This is a genomic window from Pseudaeromonas pectinilytica (genome assembly GCF_054780855.1).
The window spans coordinates 1-20,481 of record NZ_BAAGVN010000321.1 but is presented as its reverse complement, the minus strand read 5'-3'; the positions used below and the strand labels follow the sequence as shown (position 1 = coordinate 20,481).

Here is a 20,481-nt window from a genome sequence, read left to right as displayed (position 1 = left end):
GGAACTGGTCAGGATCGGCTGTCGAACGGCTCCAATGCCACAACGCCTGTTGAAGCTGGCTGAGTCTCGATGGTAATCAGGATGTCATTTTCACTATATTCAATTTGGCCAAGAACCCAAGGGTAGACTTTAAAATGCTCAAACATTCCATATTCTTTTTGTGATTGTTCTATAACTGGCTGAACAGGCAAAGAAGGAAAATGAGGAATGATAGAGGTAAGTTCCTGTGGAATGCTTTTAGGGCTAGATATGTCAGCAACAACGAATTTCGCTAAGGATGCCAATGTCATAATAGTCTCGGTTACATCTCTACTACTTGGCCCTTCGAAATCAAAGATCACAGGAAGGTAGCCTCTGTTCTGAAGATCTTCTTTTATGGTATCGAGAACCAATTTTCGTTCTTCTGTAAATCGTCCCAATATAAGAACAACTTTTGAAGTAATTGTATCTATAACATCTCTTATTTTTGAATTGTTCATCAATAGAGATATGAATTGTGCTAGCTCAATGCTAGGAACCGTTATAGATGTTCCATCCTCTTCTATGTATATATTACTTTGAACGCTTCCATCTAGAATTAAATTCCAAGTCGACACTCCATAAACCCGAGCTTCATCTATTACCGTATCTGTAAAATTAGTTTTTACTAAACTCATATTACTTAGGTTAGTGGAAATAAATTTTGAACCAGAAAAGTTCGTTTCTTCTGCACTACAGTATGAAAGATCTGCGTTTGTGAAATCACATTTGATGAATTCCGCTGAACCAATCTTTGTGACAGCCAGGCTCGCGCCTTCGAAATTACAGTTCTGAAAGAAAGAAAAACAAATATCTGAAAAATGGAGATCACTGCCAGCAAGGAAACAATTTATGAAATATGAGTTTCTTGCGCTGATTCGATTCAGATTCATATATGACAAGTTATAACCAGTAAACTCTGGTACATCATATATCCCTTTATAGGTATGAACGTCATTTTCGAAATCAAGATCAGAAAGATCAGGCCTCAAATCAGGATTCTCATTTCTCCAAGCATTCCATGCATGAGGACCTTTTTTGAATATTTCTATATGTTCTGCTATCGCCACCATATTCTCCTGCAACTTAAAAATCCATTGGGAGGAAATATCCATCTTTCTCTCGGAGAGGTTTTCCGCATTTATTTTTCCTGCTTGTTTGTATTATTTATCCAATCAAATATTTTGTGTTCTATTTACTGCCAACTTTCAGGATAGGCGGCTGCTTGCCTGTCTATCCCTGCTAAATGGTCAGGCTATATTGGCGATGCTCATGGCTACCGCACGGGTTCGACGGCTACCCCAAGCCCTACTACTGCGCTGTTTTATCTGACCCTTGCTAGCAGAGTATTCAAAATTATCCTGGCGATTTTTGCGACACATCAAACAGGTTGGGATCAAGGTAACTGCCGGTGATTAAAATCCCCCGAAGGTGAGGCGAACGGCTTTTGCTTGTTGGATTTACACACAGAAATCGAAGCCGTCTGTCGGGCCGGGCGGCGGGGTGAATGGAGCCGGTGCGCGGTCAGGATGACCGCAAGAGGGAGCGTCACGCCATGGATGGCGTGTGGCTCCCGGCCGGTGGAGAGAACCCCAGAGTCCGGGGCTTTCCCGACAGTCGGCATACGCCAAGGCCAGGGATTGCCAAGGGGGAGGCCTTTTCCCCCTTGGCCCGCCGCCGTTCGCCGCAGGTGAACAGATCTCCATTGTCCGCGAGGCGGAACCGGATCAAACGGAACCGGCCCAAATCGCCACCGGAGCAAGCCGGATCGAAATCCGGGATCTGAGCGTCGTTCAGAACACGACGCTGACCTATACTCAGCACTCGACAGCGTCCTGATTCGGCAACTACAGGTGCCGGATAGAGCGGGCCAGGGGGTGAGATGAGGCGTCATGGGTGGTGGTTCCGCGTGTGGCTTGGAGCGTGGCTCGCACTAGGGCTGGCCGGTGTGCCAGGCCTTGGCATGGCGCTGCCCCTGGCCAGCGATTCCGCCATGACGCTCATCACCGAGGAGTGGCCGCCCTACAACTATGTCGAACGGGGGCGCTTGACCGGGGTCTCGGTGAAGATAGTCCAGGCGCTGCAGCGGGAGTTGGGGCGCCGCGATCCGATCCAGGTCTACCCCAGCCAGCGCGCCAAGCTGATCCTCGAATCCCGCTCCCGCACCATGATGTTCTCCATGTTTCGCACCCCGCAGCGTGAGACCCGCTACAAGTGGATCGGCCCCATCGGCCGCGATGCCATCTACTTTTATCAGCGCCGCGGCAGCCCGCTGCTGATCCGCACCCTGCAAGATGCCAAGGAAGTGCCGGTGATCGCCAGTCGCCAGGCCGGGCTGGTGTTCAATACCCTGATAGCGCTCGGCTTTACCAATCTGGATGCCACGGCTTACAGCAGTAAACAGGTGTACGGCAAGCTGCTGCGCGGTCGGGCTGAGCTGGCGATCAGCGATTCACCGCTCGGGGTGCGCTATCTACTCACCCAGATGGGAGTACCGGTCGAGGCGTTGCAGCAGACGCCGGTCAAGGTGGTGGAGTCGGATCTCTATATCGCCGCCTCGCTGGATTTTCCCGATGTCGAGATCGCCCAGTGGCAACAGGCGCTGGATCGCCTCAAGGCGCGGGGGGAGCTGGAGCGCTTGACGCGCGGCTGGCCCTGAGCGGGCGGGAGAAAACAACAAGGCGGCCATGGCCGCCTTGATGCTAGCTGTGGGACTGCATTAGTAGTTCAACAAGAAGGCATCCAGCGCCCAGGTGGGCTTGCCGTTGTTGTCCATCAACCCCAGGGAGTAGCCCTGCCAGCCATTGTAGCTTTCCGGCTCCCAGTAGAAGACGCCTAGCCCCTTGCCGTTGGGGATTGCGGTCATCTTCTTGAGCAGATCGGCGATGGTGTCGTAACTGTTTTTCGGATCATCCCAGGGCATGCCGACTTCGACGATCATCACTTCCTTGCTGTAGCGGCTGGCCATGTCGGCCAGGTTGTCATAGCACTTGTTGTCCATGGCAAACCAGTCGCCATTGCCGGTCTGGGTCGGGTAGATGGACGCGCCGACCACATCCCACTTGGCGCCGTTGGCCTTGAGACCGTCGAACATCCAGCGGTAGAGGGCGTTGTCTTCACAGTTAGCCAGATGGACGATCACCTTGCTGGAGCTGTTGACGGCCTTGACGGCGTCATAGCCACTGTTGATGAGCCAGGCGAAGTTTTTCATGTTCACCGAGGCCTTGCCTTCCGGCCACAGCATGCCGTTGTTGGTCTCGTTGCCGACCTGGACCCATTTCGGCGTGATACCGGCATTTTTCAGGGTGGTCAGCGAGTTATAGGTGTGCCAGTAGACGTTGGACATCAGCTGGTCGAAGGTGTAGCTGCTCCAGGCGGCCGGTTTGTTCTGTTTACCCGGATCGGCCCAGGAGTCGCTGTAGTGGAAGTCGATCATGATATCGAACCCGGCAGCCTTGGCGCGCTTGGCCTTGGCGACGACGTCGGTGATGTTGCTCCAGCCGTCGGACGGATTGACCCAGACCCGCAGGCGGATGGCGTTCATGCCATGGGCCTTGAGAATGGGGAACAGATCCTGCTTGCTGCCGCTGTCGTTGTAGAACGATTTACCAGCTTTCTCCATCTGGGTCAGCCAGCTGACATCGGCGCCCTTGACCAGAGCCTGGCTCTGGGCGTGATAGAGTCCGCTCAGTGCCAATACCAGACAACTAAGCGTTTTGAATTTGAATTTCATGTTGCAACCTCCTGTTGATGCTTGTTGTGTTGACCTCTGCGGGTCGTCTGGTCAGGCTGTGTTTCGGTGGCCTGACTGCATAAACCATCCCGTTGGCTTATGCAGTCAGTGGCAGTCAACTGCCCTGGTAAGGTGTGGCGGTTACTGTGACGCCAGAGCCTGCATGCTCAGGCTCTGACGTCATCGCAACCGCTGGTCGGGCTTAGCCCGCTTTCTTGACGATCACCAACACCTTGCTGGCATCGCGGCGATCCAGCACGAACTCGTAGGTGCCATCAGCTGGCGGGGTGAACTTGATGTCGCCCCACTGGTAGCCGGACTTGATGACGACCGGGGTGTCCAGCTCGATCTTGCTGGTCGGATCGAACACGCCATAGGTGGTATCACCCTTCCACTTTTCATCGGCGAACTTGAATTTGTAGGCACCGTGGCTGGCTTGCAGCGCGGCCTTGACGCTCAGCACACCGGCTTCGGCTTGCTGCAGTTGCTGGGCCTTCGGCGCTTCCCAGTTGTTCATTTCGCCACGCAGGAAGATGGCACGGGTTTCGGCACTGTCGGCGTCAGCAGCCAGCAGGGGCATGGAGCAGCATACTAGGCCAGCGGCCAGCATCATGGTCTTGAACATATCGTTTCCTCGTTACTTGGATGCACACAATGTCAGGTGGAACGCCAGGCCTGATGGCCCGGCTCGCCGAGTCGCCGCAAGAGGGCAGCGACTCGGCGAGCCGTTCGGCCATGGCGGCGAACCGCCATGGCCGATGGATTAGAGACTGAACTTCTATTAGAGACTGAACTTCTGCACCAGGGTCTGCTGCTCCTGGGACAACTGCTGCAACTGGCCGCTGGTGCTGCCGACTTGCGCCAGCGCCGTGCGGTTGGTTTCGGCGATATCGTTGATATTGTTCATGTTGCGCGAGATCTCGGCACTGGTGCACTGCTGCTGCTCGGCGGCGGCGGCAATCTGGCTGCTGAGATCGGCAATCTGCTGCAGGGCGTCGGAGATGGAGTTGATGCTCTGCTTGGTATTTTCACTATCCAGGGTGCAGGTGCTCATCACCTCGCCGCTGCTGCGGATCGCCTCGACCGCCTGACGCACGCTGGATTGCAAGGCGCTGATCATCGACTGGATCTCCGAGGTGGAGGCGGCGGTGCGCCGGGCCAGATTGCGCACCTCATCGGCGACCACGGCAAAGCCGCGACCCTGATCCCCGGCCCGGGCGGCCTCAATGGCGGCATTCAGCGCCAGCAGGTTGGTCTGTTCGGCGATCTGGCTGATGACATCCAGGATGCCGCCGATGTTGACGCTCAGACCATGCACCTCCTCGATCACCCGCTGGGAACCTTGCAACTGGGTGGCGAGCAGGTTGATGCGGCCAATGGTGCTCTCGCTCATGGTGCGGCCCTCATCGGCCTGACGGGTGACTTCCATCACCGATTGCAGCGAGTGGTGGGCGGCACTGGCGACATCGCCGACCGTGTGTTCCATCTCTACCATGGCGGCGGCAACCCCGGCGGTCTCGGTGCGTTGCTGCTCGAGCTGCTGATGGGTGACTTCCAGGGTCGAGAGGTTGCGGTCCGCCACAGCGCCCAGTTCATTGGCGCTTTGCACCACCTGCAGCAGCATGGCGCGCATCTCCTGGGCCAGTCCATTGATGCCGATGGCCAACTGGCCGAACTCGTCGGCACGGGTATAACCGATGCGCTGGGTCATATCGCCCTGGCTCAGGGCATTGAGCACCCGCAACGTCTGTTGCATCGGAGTCCGGATGGAGGCGATGACGCGCCACAGCACCAGAGTCGCCAGCAGCAAGGAGATCAGCAGGCCGATATAGAGCACGGATTTGAGCTGGGTCAGCACCTGCTGGGAGCTGTCGACCCGGGTTTGCAGTTGGGTGTCGATGGCGCTGTCGATCTCGGATAATTCCCCCAGCACAGCATCTATGATGCGGGTGGCTTGTTCACTCTGGTTGCGCAGCTGGCTGCTCTCGGCGGTCAGTTGCAGATGCTGGGCCAGCAGTCCCTTGTCGCCCGCGGTATCCGCCAGCAGTTGATCCAGCGCCTTGCCCAGGCTGGCTTCAAATTCGATGCTGCCGCCAAAGGCGCTCTCCTGCTTGAGCAGCTCGGCGGCCAGCTCTTTGCGTTGCGCCTGCAACTTGGTGACCAGTTGGCGGTTGGCTTCCAGTCGCTTGCCCACCAGCAGGGGATCGTTCTGTTTGAGCGCCTCGAGGGTGGCATCGACCAGCAATTCCAGGTTGTTGGCCAGGTTATGACTCAGACCGACGGTGTAGTGGGTACCGAGCGGCGCCACCATCATCGCCATATCGGCCAGCAGACGCTTGCTTGTGGTGCCCAGTGTGCTGAGACCGGCAATTTTTTGCTGGTTGGCCAGATTGACGGCATAGCTGTCGACCAGCTGTGAGGCCATCTGCCAATAGATGCCTTGCTGCTCCTTGAGGCTGGCGATTTTTTTCAGGATCAGCGGATCTTGCTGTGATTTCTGCTCCAGGGTCTTTAAATCCTGCTCAAAGGCGCGTTGCCACTGCTGGAGCTTCTCCTTGCCGTTCTTGACGCTGCTGCTCTCCTGCTGGGCCAGCAGGCTATGCAGCTCTTTGTCTTGCAAAAACAGATCCCGGGTGACCGAGCGGCTTTGCACCAGGGTGGGGGCGACCTGACTGGCCAGAATATCCACCTGGGAGGCGAGTTGTTGTCCAGAATGCAGGGCCATCACCACCGCCAGTATCATCAGTAGCATGATGAAGCCGAAGCCAAAGACGATGCGCTGAATGATTGAAATGCTTTTCATATAGGCCACCATTGAGATCGATTACACTGCGTTGTTAGTTCAAGGAATAAACACTGGATCTGAGTTTTAATTAGTTATCTTATTGTGTTTATTGGTTTATTTGTTATTTCAACTTAAGTTTATAGCTGTTGGGGTACAGTTGAAACCCGTTGTTGAGGTCATGCTGGCTATGGGTTGGTGTAAAATTTACACCTCGACTGCCCTGCGTTACATCGGTTTTTGGCCCTGTGCGGGATCGGGATCCGCGGGTTGCGATCCTGCTCTCATTTCATGCTCGGGGTGGGGGTGGCCCAAGAGTGCGGTCGTTCGCATTTTTGCCATCCCAGGGGAGCGGGCACGGGAATAGATGCAGCGCGGGGATTGGAGCCGTAGCTCGCTGGGGCGACTGTTTTTGCAGGATATTTTTCTTGCGTGCGAGCAAAAAAAGGCTCTATCCCAGTTAGCGGTTGGAAATGAAGTGGAATGGAGTCTGGACGAAAAGCAGACCGTTGGCGGCAGGGATGCCGCCATCGAGCCTATACGGATGTATTTACGGCGAGTCTGCGGTTCGTACAGACGCCAGTCACACGTGAGCAGTACCTCTCAACGCATAACGGGTACATCGCCAAAAAAAAGCCCCCGAAATTCGGGGGCAAACGTGGGGTTAACATCTCTGCATGAGACTCTTACGGGCTTACAAAAAACGACTTACTTGCTGACCCGGAGCCCTTCGGCGTTGAACACCAGGCAGTGTTCCGGGGTAAAGAAGACATCCACTTGCTGGTATGGCTTGTAGGCGTTGTCGCCGGCCAGCAGCAGTTTGAAGTTGTCGATGCCACAGCACTGACCAAACAGGTAGGTGCTGTTGCCCAGGCGTTCGACCACTTCACAGGTGAAGGCCAGATGAATGCCGAAACCTTCGGGCAGTACGTGCTCCGGACGCAGGCCCAGGGTGATGCTGCTGCCTTCTTCCAGATGGCTGGTTTCGATCGGCAGCTTGAGCTGCAGCTGATCGGCGATCCGGACTTCGATCTCTTTGGGCGACCAGCGCACCACTTTCGCGGGCAGGAAGTTCATCTTCGGCGAACCGATGAATCCGGCGACGAACTGGTTCACCGGCTTGTAGTAGAGGTCCATCGGCGAGCCGACTTGCTCCACCTTGCCGTAGTTCATGACCACAATCTTGTCGGCCAGGGTCATGGCTTCGACCTGATCATGGGTGACGTAGATCATGGTGGTCTTCAGCTCCTGGTGCAGCTTGGCGATATGCAGACGCATCTCGACCCGCAGCTCGGCATCCAGGTTGGAGAGGGGTTCGTCGAACAGGAACACCTTCGGATTGCGCACTATGGCGCGACCGATGGCGACCCGTTGGCGTTGGCCACCGGAGAGTTGTTTCGGCTTGCGATCCAGCAGGTGAGAGAGTTGCAGGGTCTTGGCGACCATGCCGACCTGATGCTGGATCTCCTCTTTCGGCACACCGTTGACCTTGAGGCCATAGCCCATATTCTCGGCCACCGTCATGTGCGGGTAGAGGGCATAGGACTGGAACACCATGGCGACGCCACGGTGTGCGGGGGCCACGTCATTGACGACGGTATCACCGATGGAAATTTCACCATCGGAGATCTCTTCCAGACCGGCGATCATGCGCAGCAGGGTGGATTTGCCGCAACCGGACGGGCCAACGAACACGGTGAACTCACCATCTTCGACATCCAGATTCACATTATGAAGCGTGACATTTTTGCCAAAACGCTTGATGACATTATTCAGTCTGATACTCGCCATCTAACTTAACTCCTTGATAATAATACTGTTCACTGAATGTTTCGTGTCGATGAGCTGACACTTGGCGTCCATCGGAAGTTCGATTGCGGCATTTTAGGAATTGTCCCGAGATGCTAGGAATCGCCACCATTCGCTGCTGCGGTGAGATCAATATAACAATGTTGTGTAATCGCTTGCACAAACTACTGCTGCTTTTGTGCATGAGATCACAGCCTTTGCATATGCCGCTGGCAGATATGACGCGCTCCGCTTAACGTAATCACATCTGGTGTAATCGTTACCCTAATTTCAATTGAGAGCATCTGCAGGTGTCGTTGCAGGGAAGCTGGCAAGAGAAAACTTGAACACTCGCCAGAGTTTGCCGCAGAGCAATAATTCTAACTGCTTTGTGGTCAATCAGTTAGTGGATGGGAGCCATGCGAATTCAGACATCAGTGATGGCCTGGATGTCGCAGAAACCGGTCCGGAGTCAAGAGCGTTAAAACAGTTAGAACAATAAGTGATGCGATAACGGCTTGGGAAAACGGTGTGACGTGTTTGTGAAAACGGCACACACAACTGAGCTGCTATCGGGGTTGTAATCGTGAGCGTCGTTTTTCGCCTGAAACAGGGATCAAGGAGCAATGATGAAGATTAAGACATTAACCGCTGTCGTCATGATGTCACTGGGTGTTGCCGGTGCATTGAATCAAACCGCCATGGCGGCCGATGGCGAGTTGCTGGTATGGGAAGATATCAAGAAGTCCAACGGTATCGCCGATGCCATTAAAGCATTCGAAGCCAAGTACAACGTCAAGGTGAAGGTGCAAGAGATGCCTTACGCCCAGCAGATCGAGAAGCTGCGCCTGGATGGCCCGGCCGGTATCGGTCCTGACGTGCTGGTTCTGCCCCATGACCAGGTCGGTACTGCCGTGGTGCAAGGCCTGATCTCCGAGATCAAGAGCGACCCGGCTTACCTGGCAACCTTCACCAAGCCTGCGGTCGATGCCCAGACTTACCAAGGCAAGCTGTACGGTATTCCCAAGGCTGTTGAAACTATCGTTCTGGTCTACAACAAGGATCTGCTGCCGAAGGCTCCCGAGAAGTTTGACGATCTGATCGCCTTCTCCAAGGAACAACGCAAGGCCGGTAAATATGGTCTGCTGGCCAAGTTTGACGAAATTTACTACTCCTTCGGCGTCGTCGCCGGCATGGGTGGTTACATCTTTGGTCAAAACGGTAACGGCTCCTTGAACGTCAAGGATATCGGTCTGGCCAATCAGGGCTCTGTCGATGCCGTCAGCTTCCTGAAGAGCTTCTACGCCGATGGTCTGTTCCCGGCGGGTATCGTCGGTGAAACCGGCGCCAATGCCATTGACTCCCTGTTCACCGAGAAGAAGGCTGCTGCCGTTATCACTGGACCTTGGGCCTTCCAGCCGTACAAGGATGCCGGTGTGAACTATGGTGTGGCACCGCTGCCGCTGCTGCCCAATGGCGAGCATATGCGCTCCTTCCTGGGTGTGAAGGGCTACAGCATCTCCACCTACTCCAAGCAAAAGGAGATGGCGCAGAAGTTTGTCGAGTTCATCAACCAGCCTGAATACGCCAAGGTTCGCTTCCAGCTGACCGGCGAAATCCCGCCCGTCAAGTCCCTGATCGATGACCCTATCATCAAGGATGACGACAAGTCCCGTGCCGTGGCGATCCAGGCTGGCTATGCCATCCCGATGCCAAGCGTACCGGAAATGGGCGAAGTCTGGTCACCGGCTAACAGCGCGCTGCAACTGGGTGTGACTGGCAAGCAAGACGTCAAAGCAGCCCTCGAAGCTGCCGTGAAAAACATCAATATGCAGATCGAAGCTAACCACGCCAGTAACGAATAAAGCGTTGTAGCGTCGCGTTCTGCAAACATGGGTAGCTTGTGCGGTTTTCAGGTTACCCATGTTCTTTATGGATAGGAGGTGAATTGTGGTTGTCGATTCCAGCGGTGTTGCGCAGATCGGTGCAAAAACCCATCATGCCAAGATAGCGGTGTTGTTATCGCTGATTCCTGGTCTTGGCCAGATTTATAATCGGCAAGTTGTCAAAGGCGCGATCTTCTTCGCCCTCATGGCTTGTTTCTTCGGCGTTTTTCATGACTTTTTACAAATGGGTTTCTGGGGCTTATTTACCCTGGGAACTGAATTGCCCCGTGATAATTCTGTGTTCCTGTTGGCCAAGGGCGTCATCAGCCTGATCGTCGCCAGTTTCGGCGTCGGGGTCTACTACTGGAGCATCCGTGATGCCTACCTGTGCGGTAGCAAGCGGGACCAGGGCATCGAGCTGGTGGGGGTCCGCAAGCAGTATCAACTGCTGCTGAGCGAAGGCTTCCCGTACCTGATGATCACACCGGGCTTCATCCTGCTGGTGTTCGTGGTGGTCTTCCCGATCATCTTCGGCTTCTCCATCGCCTTTACCAACTATGACCTGTACCACACGCCACCGGCCAAACTGGTGGATTGGGTGGGTCTGAAGAACTTCTTCAACATCTTCCGTCTCGACTTGTGGCGCTCTACCTTCTTCGACGTGCTGCAATGGACCGTGATCTGGACTCTGATCGCCACCACCCTGCAGTGCTCGGTCGGTGTCTTGCTGGCCATCCTGGTCAACCAGAAGGATCTGCGCTTCAAGCCGCTGATCCGTACCATCCTGATCCTGCCGTGGGCGGTACCGGGCTTCGTCACCATCCTGGTGTTTGCCGGTATGTTCAACGAAACCTTCGGCGTGATTAACAACGGCATCCTGGCCTCTCTGGGGATTGAACCCAAGGAGTGGATGACGGATCCGTTCTGGACCAAGACCGCGCTGATCCTGATGCAGACCTGGTTGGGCTTCCCGTTTGTGTTCGCCATGACCACAGGTGTGTTGCAGGCCATCCCGGATGATCTGTACGAAGCGGCCACCATTGACGGCGCCACCACCTGGCACAAGCTGACCACCATCACGCTGCCGCTGGTGCTCTACTCGATTGCGCCGATCCTCATCACCCAGTACACCTTCAACTTCAATAACTTCAACATCATCTACCTGTTCAACAATGGTGGACCTGCGGTCATGGGCTCCAACGCCGGTGGTACCGACATCCTGGTCTCCTGGATCTACAAGCTGACCATGTCGTCATCCCAGTATGCGATTGCGGCCAGTATCACCATACTGTTGTCCATTTTTGTGGTCGGTATCGCGCTGTGGCAATTCCGCGCAACCAACTCCTTCAAGCAAGATGACATGGCCTAAGGAGCGGAACATGAGTAACAAACACAGCCTGAAAAAGAGTAATTTCATCCGCCTGAGCATCTCCTACCTGGTGCTGGCGATGATCTCGGTCATCATCATCTATCCGCTGGTGTGGACCATTGGCGCCTCCCTGAACCCGGGGAGCAGCCTGCTCAATACCTCGATCATTCCGGATAACTTCTCCTTCCTGCACTACGAGGAGTTGTTCAAAGGCCAGATCGATTATGCCGCCTGGTACTGGAACTCGATGAAGATCAGCTTCCTGACCATGGTGTTGACCCTGATCAGTGTCAGCTTTACCGCCTATGCCTTCTCCCGCTTCCGCTTCCGCGGACGTCAGAATGGCCTGATGTTGTTCCTGCTGCTGCAGATGATCCCGCAGTTCTCTGCGCTCATCGCCATCTTCGTGCTGGCGCAGATGCTGGGTCTCATCAACAGCCACCTGGCACTGGTGCTGGTGTATGTCGGCGGCATGATCCCGATGAACACCTACCTGATGAAGGGTTATCTGGACGCCATCCCGAAGGATCTGGATGAATCAGCACGGATGGATGGAGCCGGTAACTTCCGCATCTTCATCGAGATCATCATGCCGCTGTCCAAGCCGATCATTGCGGTGGTGGCCCTGTTCTCCTTCACGGGCCCACTGGGCGACTTCATCCTGGCCAGTACCATTTTGCGGACGCCGGACAAGTTCACGCTGCCCATCGGCCTGTACAACCTGGTCTCCCAGAAGATGGGGGCGAGTTACACCACCTATGCTGCCGGTGCCGTGCTGATCGCTGTGCCCGTGGCAATCCTTTACCTCTCACTGCAAAAGTACTTTGTCTCTGGCCTGACCGCTGGCGGGACCAAGGGCTAATTCAACCGACAGGATGTGAATGATGAAACTGAAAAAGAGTTTGTTGATGGCCGCCATGCTGGCCACCGGTGTGATGACTCTGCCGCTGGGCGTGCAGGCTGCTGAAGCCGTGACCATCAAGCCGCTGCAAGGGGTCGCTGCGGACTTTATCAAGGGCGCCGATGTCTCCATGCTGGCGGAAGTCGAGAAGCATGGTGGCAAGTTCTATGACGAGAAGGGCGTGCAAAAGGACGCCATGTTGATCCTCAAGGAGAATGGCTTCAACTACATTCGCCTGCGGATCTGGAATGATCCGAAAGATGCGGCCGGTAATGGCTACGGTGGTGGCAACAACGATCTAGCCACCACCATTGCCCTGGCCAAGCGGGCCAAGGCCAATGGCATGAAGTTCCTGCTCGACTTCCATTACAGTGATTTCTGGACCGATCCGGGTCGCCAGAACAAGCCGAAGGCGTGGGCCAGCATGAGCATCGAACAGATGACTCAGGCGCTGCATGACTACACCAAGAGCACGGTAGCCGAGTTCAAGAAGGCGGGTGTGCTGCCGGATATGGTACAGATCGGTAACGAAATTAACGGTGGCATGCTGTGGCCGGAAGGCAAGAGCTGGGGCCAGAATGGCGGCGAGTTCGACCGTCTGGCGGGCCTGCTCAAAGCCGGTATCAATGGCGTGAAGGAAAACCTGGATAAGGGTGACAACGTCAAGATCATGCTGCACCTGGCCGAAGGCACCAAGAACGACACCTTCACCTGGTGGTTTGATGAAGTCACCAAGCGTGATGTCCAGTTCGACGTGATCGGCCTGTCGTTCTACACCTACTGGAACGGCCCGATCAGCGCCCTCAAGTACAACATGGATGACATCAGCAAGCGCTACAACAAGGATGTCATCGTGGTCGAGGCCGCTTACGGTTACACCACCGACAACTGCGATAACGCGGAAAACAACTTCACCGCCAAAGAAGCGGCAGATGGTGGTTATCCGGCCACCGTGCAGGGTCAGGCGGATTTCCTGCATGATCTGATGAAGAGCATCGTCGAAGTTCAGGGCAATCGCGGCAAGGGCATCTTCTACTGGGAGCCGGCATGGTTGCCGACTCACGGCGCTACCTGGGCGACCAAGGCGGGCATGAAGTACAACAACGACGACTGGAAAGAGGGCAACGCCCGTGAGAACCAGTCACTGTTTGATTGTGAAGGCCATGTGCTGCAATCCATGAAGGTATTCAATTAATTAGCCAGACGGCATCCAGGCTCGGGGTCTCCCTGCGCCGGATGCCGTTTTTCTTTTCAGCCTGTTCCCGAGCCGCCAAGGCCCGGAGTGGGTTGCAAGCTCTGTGGTCTCTATTTCCCTTGGAGGAGTGGCATGTTCAAGTTTCCCCCGTTAAGCGACAAGGCTCCCGTGCTGCTGCATGGCGCCGATTACAACCCGGATCAGTGGCTCGATAACCCGGACGTGTTGGCCAAAGACATCGAGATGATGAAGCAGACCCGCTGCAACGTCATGTCAGTCGGCATCTTCAGTTGGTCAGGTCTGGAGCCCGAAGAGGGGCGTTACGAATTCGGTTGGCTGGATCAGGTGATTGATACCCTGTATGCCAATGGCATCTATGTGTTTCTGGCCACGCCGAGCGGTGCTCGTCCGGCCTGGTTGTCCAAGAAGTTCCCGGAAGTGCTGCGTGTCAGCAAGGAGCGGGTCAAGGCGTTGCATGGTGGCCGTCACAATCACTGCCTGACCTCGCCCGTGTACCGGGGAAAAGTACGGCAGATGAATACTGCGCTGGCCAAGCGCTATGCCAAGCACCCGGGTGTCATCGCCTGGCATATCTCCAACGAATATGGTGGTGAGTGCCATTGCGAGCTGTGCCAGCACAAGTTCCGTGACTGGCTCAAGGCGCGCTATGGTTCGCTGGATGCCCTGAACCAGGCCTGGTGGAGCACCTTCTGGAGCCACACCTTCACCGATTGGGAGCAGATCGAATCGCCGGCACCCCAGGGCGAGATGTCGATCCACGGCTTGAATCTGGACTGGAAGCGCTTCAATACCGCGCAGGTCTGCGACTTCTGTGCCGAAGAGATCAAGCCGTTGAAGGTGGAAAATGCGGCCCTGCCGACCACCACCAACTTCATGGAATATTTCTATGACTATGACTATTGGCAACTGGCCAAGGTCATCGATTTCATCTCCTGGGACAGCTATCCGTTGTGGCACAACGCGGAAGATGATTGCACCCTGGGCGCTTACACCGCCATGTATCACGACCTGATGCGGACTCTCAAGGGCGGCAAGCCGTTCTTCCTGATGGAGTCCACGCCGAGCCTGACCAACTGGCAGCCGATCAGTAAGCTGAAAAAACCGGGCATGCATATTCTCTCCTCCCTGCAGGCCGTGGCTCATGGCTCGGACTCGGTGCAGTACTTCCAGTGGCGCAAGAGCCGTGGTTCGGTGGAGAAGTTCCACGGTGCCGTGGTCGATCACGTCGGCCATATCAATACCCGGGTCGGCCGTGAAGTCGAAGCCCTGGGACTGGCGCTGAGTCAGCTGGATGCCGTGGTCGGTAGCCGGGTCGAGGCCAAGGTCGCCATCATTTTCGATTGGGAGAGTCGTTGGGCCATGGACAATGCCCAGGGTCCGCGCAACGCCGGTTTGTTCTATGAAAAGACCGTGGCCGAACATTACCGCGCCTTCTGGGAGCAGGGGATTGCGGTCGATGTGATCAATGCCGACTGCGATATCAGCCAGTACCAGCTGGTGATCGCCCCCATGCTGTATATGGTGCGCGACGGTTTTGCTGAGCGGGTCGATGCCTTCGTCCAGGCCGGTGGCAACTTTGTCGCCACTTACTGGACCGGTGTGGTCAACGAGTCGGATCTGTGTCATCTCGGCGGCTTCCCGGGACCCTTGCGTCCGATCCTGGGGATCTGGGCTGAAGAGATCGATGGCCTGTACGACCATGAAACCAACAGTGTTAGCGGGATCGCGGGCAATGCTCTGGAGTTGGCCGGACCCTATGAGGTCACCCATCTGTGCGAACGCATCCAGCTCGAAGGGGCGCAAGCGCTGGCCACCTATGGCAGCGACTTCTACGCCGGCGAGCCTGCGGTGACGGTGAATGTCCACGGTGCGGGTAAGGCCTACTATGTGGCATCGCGCAACGATCTGGCGTTCCAGCGTGACTTCTTTGGCAAGCTGGCCACCGATCTGCAACTGCCACAGGCTCTGGCCACCGAGTTGCCGCTGGGTGTGACCGCCCAGCGCCGTACGGATGGCGTGCATGAGTTCGTGTTTGTGCAGAACTACACGGGCCTGCCCAAGACGGTGTCGTTACCTGCCTCCTATCAGGAGATGACCACCGGCGAGACGCTGCAAGGCTCACTGGATCTGGCTGCCTATGGCTGCCGGGTACTGAGTCGGCCTATTGCCTGATGATCGAGCCCGCTTCGGCGGGCTTTTTTCTCCCGCCGGATCCGGACCGGGAGCTATGTGGAAACCACAAGGAGATTGGCATGGTTAAAATTCAGGATTTCAAGCGCTTGTTTGCCCTGGCTCTGGGTGACAAATCGGTGGAAGCCGAGCCAGGGAATGACGCCGGGCTCGATCACGCCGCTATTTTAGGTCTGATCGAAGCATTTGGCGGCAAGGACAATATCTTTAGTTTTGATGCCTGTCTGACCCGGTTGCGGGTCGAGGTCAAGGTGTTGGGATTGGTAAACCATGAAAAACTGCAGCAGCTCGGCGCTATCGGCGTGGTGATTGTGGGGCATGAAGTGCAGGCTATTTTCGGCAAGCGCTCGGACAATCTGCGCCGCGAGCTGGAAGCCTGGTTTGGCCTAGCCGATCAACAACCCTGATTGTGTTATCGATTCCATACGGTGTTGCCATGCCTGCTTAACTGGCAGTGTCATGGCAAATTTTAATGATTCATTCTTTAACTAATTGAAATAAATCATTAAATAATCCTCATCTTGCCGCCTGGCACCTCCGCTGCATGATCGCTATTCCCGACCCAAGTGATACTTCCTCTGCTGTACAGCATGGGGAAAGCGGCAACTGCACTCTTCATGCGCTAAAAATGGCGACGATTCGAACTAATTGTGAATGAGATCACAAAGTATCAACGCTGCAGAAGGCAATGGATGAAAGCGGTTTCTTAAATTTTGTGTAACCGTTATAGTTCATCTCGGAACTACTTTGCACTACCCGCTGTTTGGCAATCTGAAGGGTCATATCTTCAGGTTGCCATTTTTTAGCCGAAAATCGGTCTATTTGTCGCCTTCAAATGCGCTGCATCACGAAACTCGCCCTTACATCCGCATAACCGCGTCTAATACTGCGTTATGAGTTTTGTCATAAAATGGCCACCAAATGTAATCGCTATCACTGTTTTCTCTGCCTAAGCCTGTTATTTTTTCGGCCTGAAAACTCCCGGACCTTTAAGACCGGGCTAGTCGATAGTTTTAAGGATGCAATGATGACAGTGATGACCCGATTGACCCGTTTACTGCGCTCCGGCTGGTCCGGATTTTTCTTGTGCTCGGCGCTGCTCCTGACGGGGTGTGGCGGTGGGAGTGGGAGTGGGAGTGGGAGCTCTTCCGGTGGTGACAACTCCGGCGGTGATGATCCTAGCGGCACCACGGTGGTCGTGCGGGGTGTCGATATTTCCATGCTGGAAACGGTGGAAGCGGCCGGTGGTACGTTTCAGGTGAATGGCACCGCTCAGGATCTGCTGCCTTTGCTCAAGGCTCAGGGCGTAAACCTGGTGCGCCTGCGTCTGTGGGTCGATCCCAAGTCAAGCAGCAATGAAGTATACGGGGGCGGGGATTCGGATCTGGCGCGGGTGATCCGTCTGGCCAAACGCGCCAAGGCCCAGGACATGGCCTTTATGCTGGATCTGCACTACAGCGACTTCTGGACCGATCCGGCCAAACAGTACAAGCCCAAGGCATGAGCCAACCTGTCGACCGATGAATTGTTCGCTCAGGTGCAAAGCTATACCCAGGATGTGGTGGCACAACTGATCACCGCTGGGGTGGCTCCGGATTACGTGCAGATTGGTAACGAGATCAACTCCGGGATGCTGTGGCCTACCGGTAAAAACTGGGCCGCCAGTGGCGAAACAGTCGGAGGCTTTGATGTGCTGGCCCGTCTGCTAAGCGCCGGGGTGACGGGATTGCGAACTGCTGAAACCGCAGGCGGTGTGACCACCCCGGCCAAGACCATACTGCATCTGGCCGAGGGTGGAAAAAACGATACTTTCCGTTGGTGGTTTGATGAGATCACCCAGCGCAATGTTGCTTTCGACATCATTGGTATCTCCTATTACCCCTACTGGCATGGCACTCTGACCGCGCTGCAGACCAATATGGATGACATGGTCAGCCGGTACAGCAAGCCGGTGATGGTGGTGGAAACCGCCTATGCCTTCACTCTGGAAAACGGGGATTCGCTGGGCAATAACTTTGGCTCGGCGACCGATGTCACCAATGGTGGCTATCCGGCGACTCCGGCTGGTCAGCAACAGTTCCTGCAGGATCTGAAAACCCGGATCGCGGCCGTACCGAATGAGCAAGGCTTGGGTTTTGTCTACTGGGAGCCGGACTGGTTACCGGTCAATGATGCGACCTGGACCACTGACGCGGGTATGCTCTACATTCCCTCATCCTGCCCGACTCTTGCGTCTTGTAGTGTCGGCAATGCTTGGGAAAATCAGGCGCTGTTTGACTTTAACGGCGATGCACTGCCAGCACTGGCCGAATTTGCCGCAGCTCCATAAACGTCGAGGCCTGATATCCCATGAACTTAAGTTACAGACAGTTTCGGCGTTCAGGCGTATCGGCGCTGTGCAGTGCGGGGCTATGCCTCGCACTGACCGGCTCTCTGCTGGCGGCTGAGTGTCCGCCATCGGGGGATCGCTTTGTCGCCGACGGGGAAGAGACCATCATAGATACCCAGAGTCTGCTGATGTGGCGGCGCTGCCCGGAGGGGCTGCAGGGCGAGCGCTGTCAGCACGGTTCGCTATTGGGTTTCAACTGGCGGCAGGGTGTGGAGCGCTTAGCGCAGAATAATGCCGCCGAACTGGCGGGCTACGGCGATTGGGGCATTCCGACACTGACGCAATTGCAGACCCTGACTTCCGGCGCGACCTGTGCCAAGGGGGATGCAGCAGCAGGGGGGCTGCCCTCCTGGCCTGATGGTTATTTCTGGTCTCGCTCATCCCCCCAGGGCAAAAGCTACGTCAAACGGACCTTTTCTCTGGAGACCGGACAGCCTGCCTTGAGTAATCAGGGAACTTATGGCGTGCACCTGTGGCTGGTGCGCCGCGTCGAATAAGTCGACTGCGGTAGCCGATGTATCACCATAGCGGCCTGCGGGCCGCTTTTTTTGGGCTCTATCCCAGGTACCTGTTGTAAATCAGTGGGGATGGCGTCTGGACGAAAAGCAGACCGTTGGCGGCAAGGACGCCGCCATCGAGCCTCCAAGGATGGATTTACGGCGTGTCTGCGCTCGAGCAGACGCCAGCGCGACACTGAACTAGGACCGCGCCTTTTTTCGGGTACCGATTACGGCTTGGGGGTCACTGTTTTGCGTGGTACCCGGTGAACAGATGGCGCCACACGAGTAATCTGGTGGTCATCACAATGAGCCATCGAGGAACCACCCCATGCTGATCCGTAATCTACGTTTGGCCGGACGCCAGGGCTATTGGCAACTGCTGATTGAGCAGGGGCGTTTTGCGCGCATCGAACCCATGAGCTGCGAGCTGGATTATCAGGGCGTGAGTCTGGACGGGGAAGGTGGGCTGGCCATGGCGCCCTTTGTCGAGCCGCATATTCATCTGGATAGCACCCAGACGGCCGGGCAACCGGCGTGGAATAGCTCCGGCACCCTGTTCGAGGGGATAGAGCGCTGGGCCGAGCGCAAGGCCCTGCTCACTCACGAGGATGTGAAGCAACGGGCTTGGCAGACCCTCAAGTGGCAGATTGCCAATGGCATCCAGGCGGTGCGCACCCATGTCGATGTCTCGGATCCCTCCTTGCTGGCTCTCAAGGCGCTGCTGGAGGTGAAGGCCGAAATTGCGCCCTGGCTGGATCTGCAACTGGTGGCCTTTCCCCAGGAGGGGATCCTCTCCTATCCCGATGGCGAGGCGCTCCTGGAAGAGGCGTTGCGACTGGGGGCTGATGTCGTCGGGGCCATACCGCACTTTGAATTTACCCGCGAGCTGGGGGTGGAGTCCCTGCACAAGGCGTTTGCCCTGGCCCAGCGCTATGACAAGCTTATCGATGTGCACTGTGATGAGATCGATGACGAGCAGTCGCGGTTTTTGGAGACACTGGCGTGGCTGGCCCAACGCGATGGCCTGGGAGCGCGCGTCACCGCCAGCCATACCACCGCCATGCACTCCTACAATGGCGCCTATGCCTCACGGCTGTTCCGCCTCTTGAAGATGGCGGATATCAACTTTGTCGCCAATCCGCTGGTCAATATCCACCTGCAGGGGCGCTTTGATGACTATCCGAAACGGCGCGGCGTGACCCGGGTCAAGGAGCTGTTGGCCGCCGGTCTGAATGTCTGTTTCGGTCATGATGACGTGTTCGATCCCTGGTATCCGCTGGGGACCGCCAATATGTTGCAGGTACTGCACATGGGGCTGCATGTCTGCCAGATGATGGGCTATGAGGCCATCGATCAGAGCCTGGCGCTCATTTCCAGCCACAGTGCCCGCACCTTGCAACTGGCCGATTATGGCATTGAGGTGGGCAAGCGTGGCTCGCTCATCATCTTGCCTGCCGAGTCGGGCTTCGACGCCCTGCGCCGTCAGGTGCCGGTGCGTTACTCCATTCGCGATGGCCAGATCATAGCCCGCTGCCGCCCGGCGGAGCATCAAATCGAGCTGGAACACAGTGAGCGGATCGACTTTCGCCGCAATGAGAATATAAATATTGAATAAAATAAATAAGTTATCATGTACAGGATCTTTAGCTACAACCAATTGAAATAGATAGAAAAAAGGCTTCGTTTGTGATCTGATTTAATCGCCAAAA

General features: G+C 55.9%; 13 protein-coding genes and 2 pseudogenes. 10 read left to right on the top strand and 5 right to left on the bottom strand.

Translation table 11 applies throughout. From position 1 onward, the window contains the following. Positions 1-638: 638 nt before the first annotated feature. A pseudogene (locus ACYVG7_RS13780) lies at positions 639-911 on the bottom strand (pentapeptide repeat-containing protein); the annotation flags it as partial. A 1,016-nt stretch (positions 912-1,927) separates the two neighbouring features. Here ACYVG7_RS13780 and ACYVG7_RS13775 point away from each other — a divergent pair. Further along, on the top strand, positions 1,928-2,677 hold the full coding sequence (locus ACYVG7_RS13775) for a substrate-binding periplasmic protein (RefSeq protein WP_460883661.1): 750 nt from the start codon (positions 1,928-1,930) through the stop codon (positions 2,675-2,677). Positions 2,678-2,737: 60 nt separating this feature from the next. Here the strand turns inward: ACYVG7_RS13775 and ACYVG7_RS13770 are convergent, their stop codons facing one another. The 4 genes from ACYVG7_RS13770 to ACYVG7_RS13755 form a co-directional block, all read right to left on the bottom strand. Further along, positions 2,738-3,751 (bottom strand): glycoside hydrolase family 53 protein, encoded by a 1,014-nt coding sequence (locus ACYVG7_RS13770; RefSeq protein ID WP_460883660.1) that lies wholly within the window; start codon positions 3,749-3,751, stop codon positions 2,738-2,740. 202 nt (positions 3,752-3,953) lie between these two features. Then, a complete protein-coding gene (locus tag ACYVG7_RS13765; protein WP_460883659.1) occupies positions 3,954-4,376 on the bottom strand; it encodes an early set domain-containing protein in 423 nt (140 codons plus the stop codon). Positions 4,377-4,532: 156 nt separating this feature from the next. Next, on the bottom strand, positions 4,533-6,554 hold the full coding sequence (locus tag ACYVG7_RS13760; protein ID WP_460883658.1) for a methyl-accepting chemotaxis protein: 2,022 nt from the start codon (positions 6,552-6,554) through the stop codon (positions 4,533-4,535). A gap of 687 nt (positions 6,555-7,241) precedes the next feature. Next, positions 7,242-8,324, bottom strand: coding sequence for an ABC transporter ATP-binding protein (locus ACYVG7_RS13755; RefSeq protein WP_460883657.1), 1,083 nt, complete (start codon positions 8,322-8,324; stop codon positions 7,242-7,244). Positions 8,325-8,950: 626 nt separating this feature from the next. Between ACYVG7_RS13755 and ACYVG7_RS13750 the strand changes: the two genes are divergently transcribed. The 9 genes and pseudogenes from ACYVG7_RS13750 to ACYVG7_RS13710 all read left to right on the top strand — a co-directional run bounded on the left by ACYVG7_RS13750 (position 8,951) and on the right by ACYVG7_RS13710 (position 20,387). Beyond that, the gene (locus ACYVG7_RS13750; protein WP_460883656.1) at positions 8,951-10,186 is read left to right on the top strand and encodes an extracellular solute-binding protein; all 1,236 of its coding nucleotides are present in this window, start codon (positions 8,951-8,953) and stop codon (positions 10,184-10,186) included. An 85-nt stretch (positions 10,187-10,271) separates the two neighbouring features. Beyond that, on the top strand, positions 10,272-11,576 hold the full coding sequence (locus tag ACYVG7_RS13745) for a carbohydrate ABC transporter permease (RefSeq protein ID WP_460883655.1): 1,305 nt from the start codon (positions 10,272-10,274) through the stop codon (positions 11,574-11,576). Positions 11,577-11,586: 10 nt separating this feature from the next. Next, positions 11,587-12,438 carry a sugar ABC transporter permease gene (locus ACYVG7_RS13740; protein ID WP_460883654.1) on the top strand — a complete coding sequence of 284 codons (852 nt, stop codon included), beginning with the start codon at positions 11,587-11,589 and terminating at the stop codon, positions 12,436-12,438. Between the two features lie 19 nt (positions 12,439-12,457). Then, complete coding sequence (locus ACYVG7_RS13735) at positions 12,458-13,672, top strand: glycoside hydrolase family 53 protein (protein ID WP_460883653.1); 1,215 nt, start codon at positions 12,458-12,460, stop codon at positions 13,670-13,672. A 132-nt stretch (positions 13,673-13,804) separates the two neighbouring features. Continuing rightward, positions 13,805-15,865 (top strand): beta-galactosidase, encoded by a 2,061-nt coding sequence (locus ACYVG7_RS13730; RefSeq protein WP_460883652.1) that lies wholly within the window; start codon positions 13,805-13,807, stop codon positions 15,863-15,865. Between the two features lie 80 nt (positions 15,866-15,945). Continuing rightward, on the top strand, positions 15,946-16,290 hold the full coding sequence (locus tag ACYVG7_RS13725; protein ID WP_460883651.1) for a glucose PTS transporter subunit EIIB: 345 nt from the start codon (positions 15,946-15,948) through the stop codon (positions 16,288-16,290). 503 nt (positions 16,291-16,793) lie between these two features. After that, a pseudogene (locus ACYVG7_RS13720) lies at positions 16,794-18,212 on the top strand (glycoside hydrolase family 53 protein). A 20-nt stretch (positions 18,213-18,232) separates the two neighbouring features. Next, entirely contained in the window at positions 18,233-18,769 is a 537-nt protein-coding gene (locus ACYVG7_RS13715; RefSeq protein ID WP_460883650.1) for an Lcl C-terminal domain-containing protein, read from the top strand. Positions 18,770-19,100: 331 nt separating this feature from the next. Beyond that, complete coding sequence (locus ACYVG7_RS13710) at positions 19,101-20,387, top strand: cytosine deaminase (RefSeq protein WP_460883649.1); 1,287 nt, start codon at positions 19,101-19,103, stop codon at positions 20,385-20,387. Positions 20,388-20,481 lie beyond the last annotated feature (94 nt).

Bases quoted from the DNA above. Each gene is read 5' to 3' on its own strand.
- ACYVG7_RS13770 (WP_460883660.1), bottom strand. From the start codon at position 3,751: ATGAAATTCAAATTCAAAACGCTTAGTTGTCTGGTATTGGCACTGAGC.
- ACYVG7_RS13765 (WP_460883659.1), bottom strand. From the start codon at position 4,376: ATGTTCAAGACCATGATGCTGGCCGCTGGCCTAGTATGCTGCTCCATG.
- ACYVG7_RS13760 (WP_460883658.1), bottom strand. From the start codon at position 6,554: ATGAAAAGCATTTCAATCATTCAGCGCATCGTCTTTGGCTTCGGCTTC.
- ACYVG7_RS13755 (WP_460883657.1), bottom strand. From the start codon at position 8,324: ATGGCGAGTATCAGACTGAATAATGTCATCAAGCGTTTTGGCAAAAAT.
- ACYVG7_RS13750 (WP_460883656.1), top strand. From the start codon at position 8,951: ATGAAGATTAAGACATTAACCGCTGTCGTCATGATGTCACTGGGTGTT.
- ACYVG7_RS13740 (WP_460883654.1), top strand. From the start codon at position 11,587: ATGAGTAACAAACACAGCCTGAAAAAGAGTAATTTCATCCGCCTGAGC.
- ACYVG7_RS13735 (WP_460883653.1), top strand. From the start codon at position 12,458: ATGATGAAACTGAAAAAGAGTTTGTTGATGGCCGCCATGCTGGCCACC.
- ACYVG7_RS13730 (WP_460883652.1), top strand. From the start codon at position 13,805: ATGTTCAAGTTTCCCCCGTTAAGCGACAAGGCTCCCGTGCTGCTGCAT.
- ACYVG7_RS13725 (WP_460883651.1), top strand. From the start codon at position 15,946: ATGGTTAAAATTCAGGATTTCAAGCGCTTGTTTGCCCTGGCTCTGGGT.
- ACYVG7_RS13715 (WP_460883650.1), top strand. From the start codon at position 18,233: ATGAACTTAAGTTACAGACAGTTTCGGCGTTCAGGCGTATCGGCGCTG.
- ACYVG7_RS13710 (WP_460883649.1), top strand. From the start codon at position 19,101: ATGCTGATCCGTAATCTACGTTTGGCCGGACGCCAGGGCTATTGGCAA.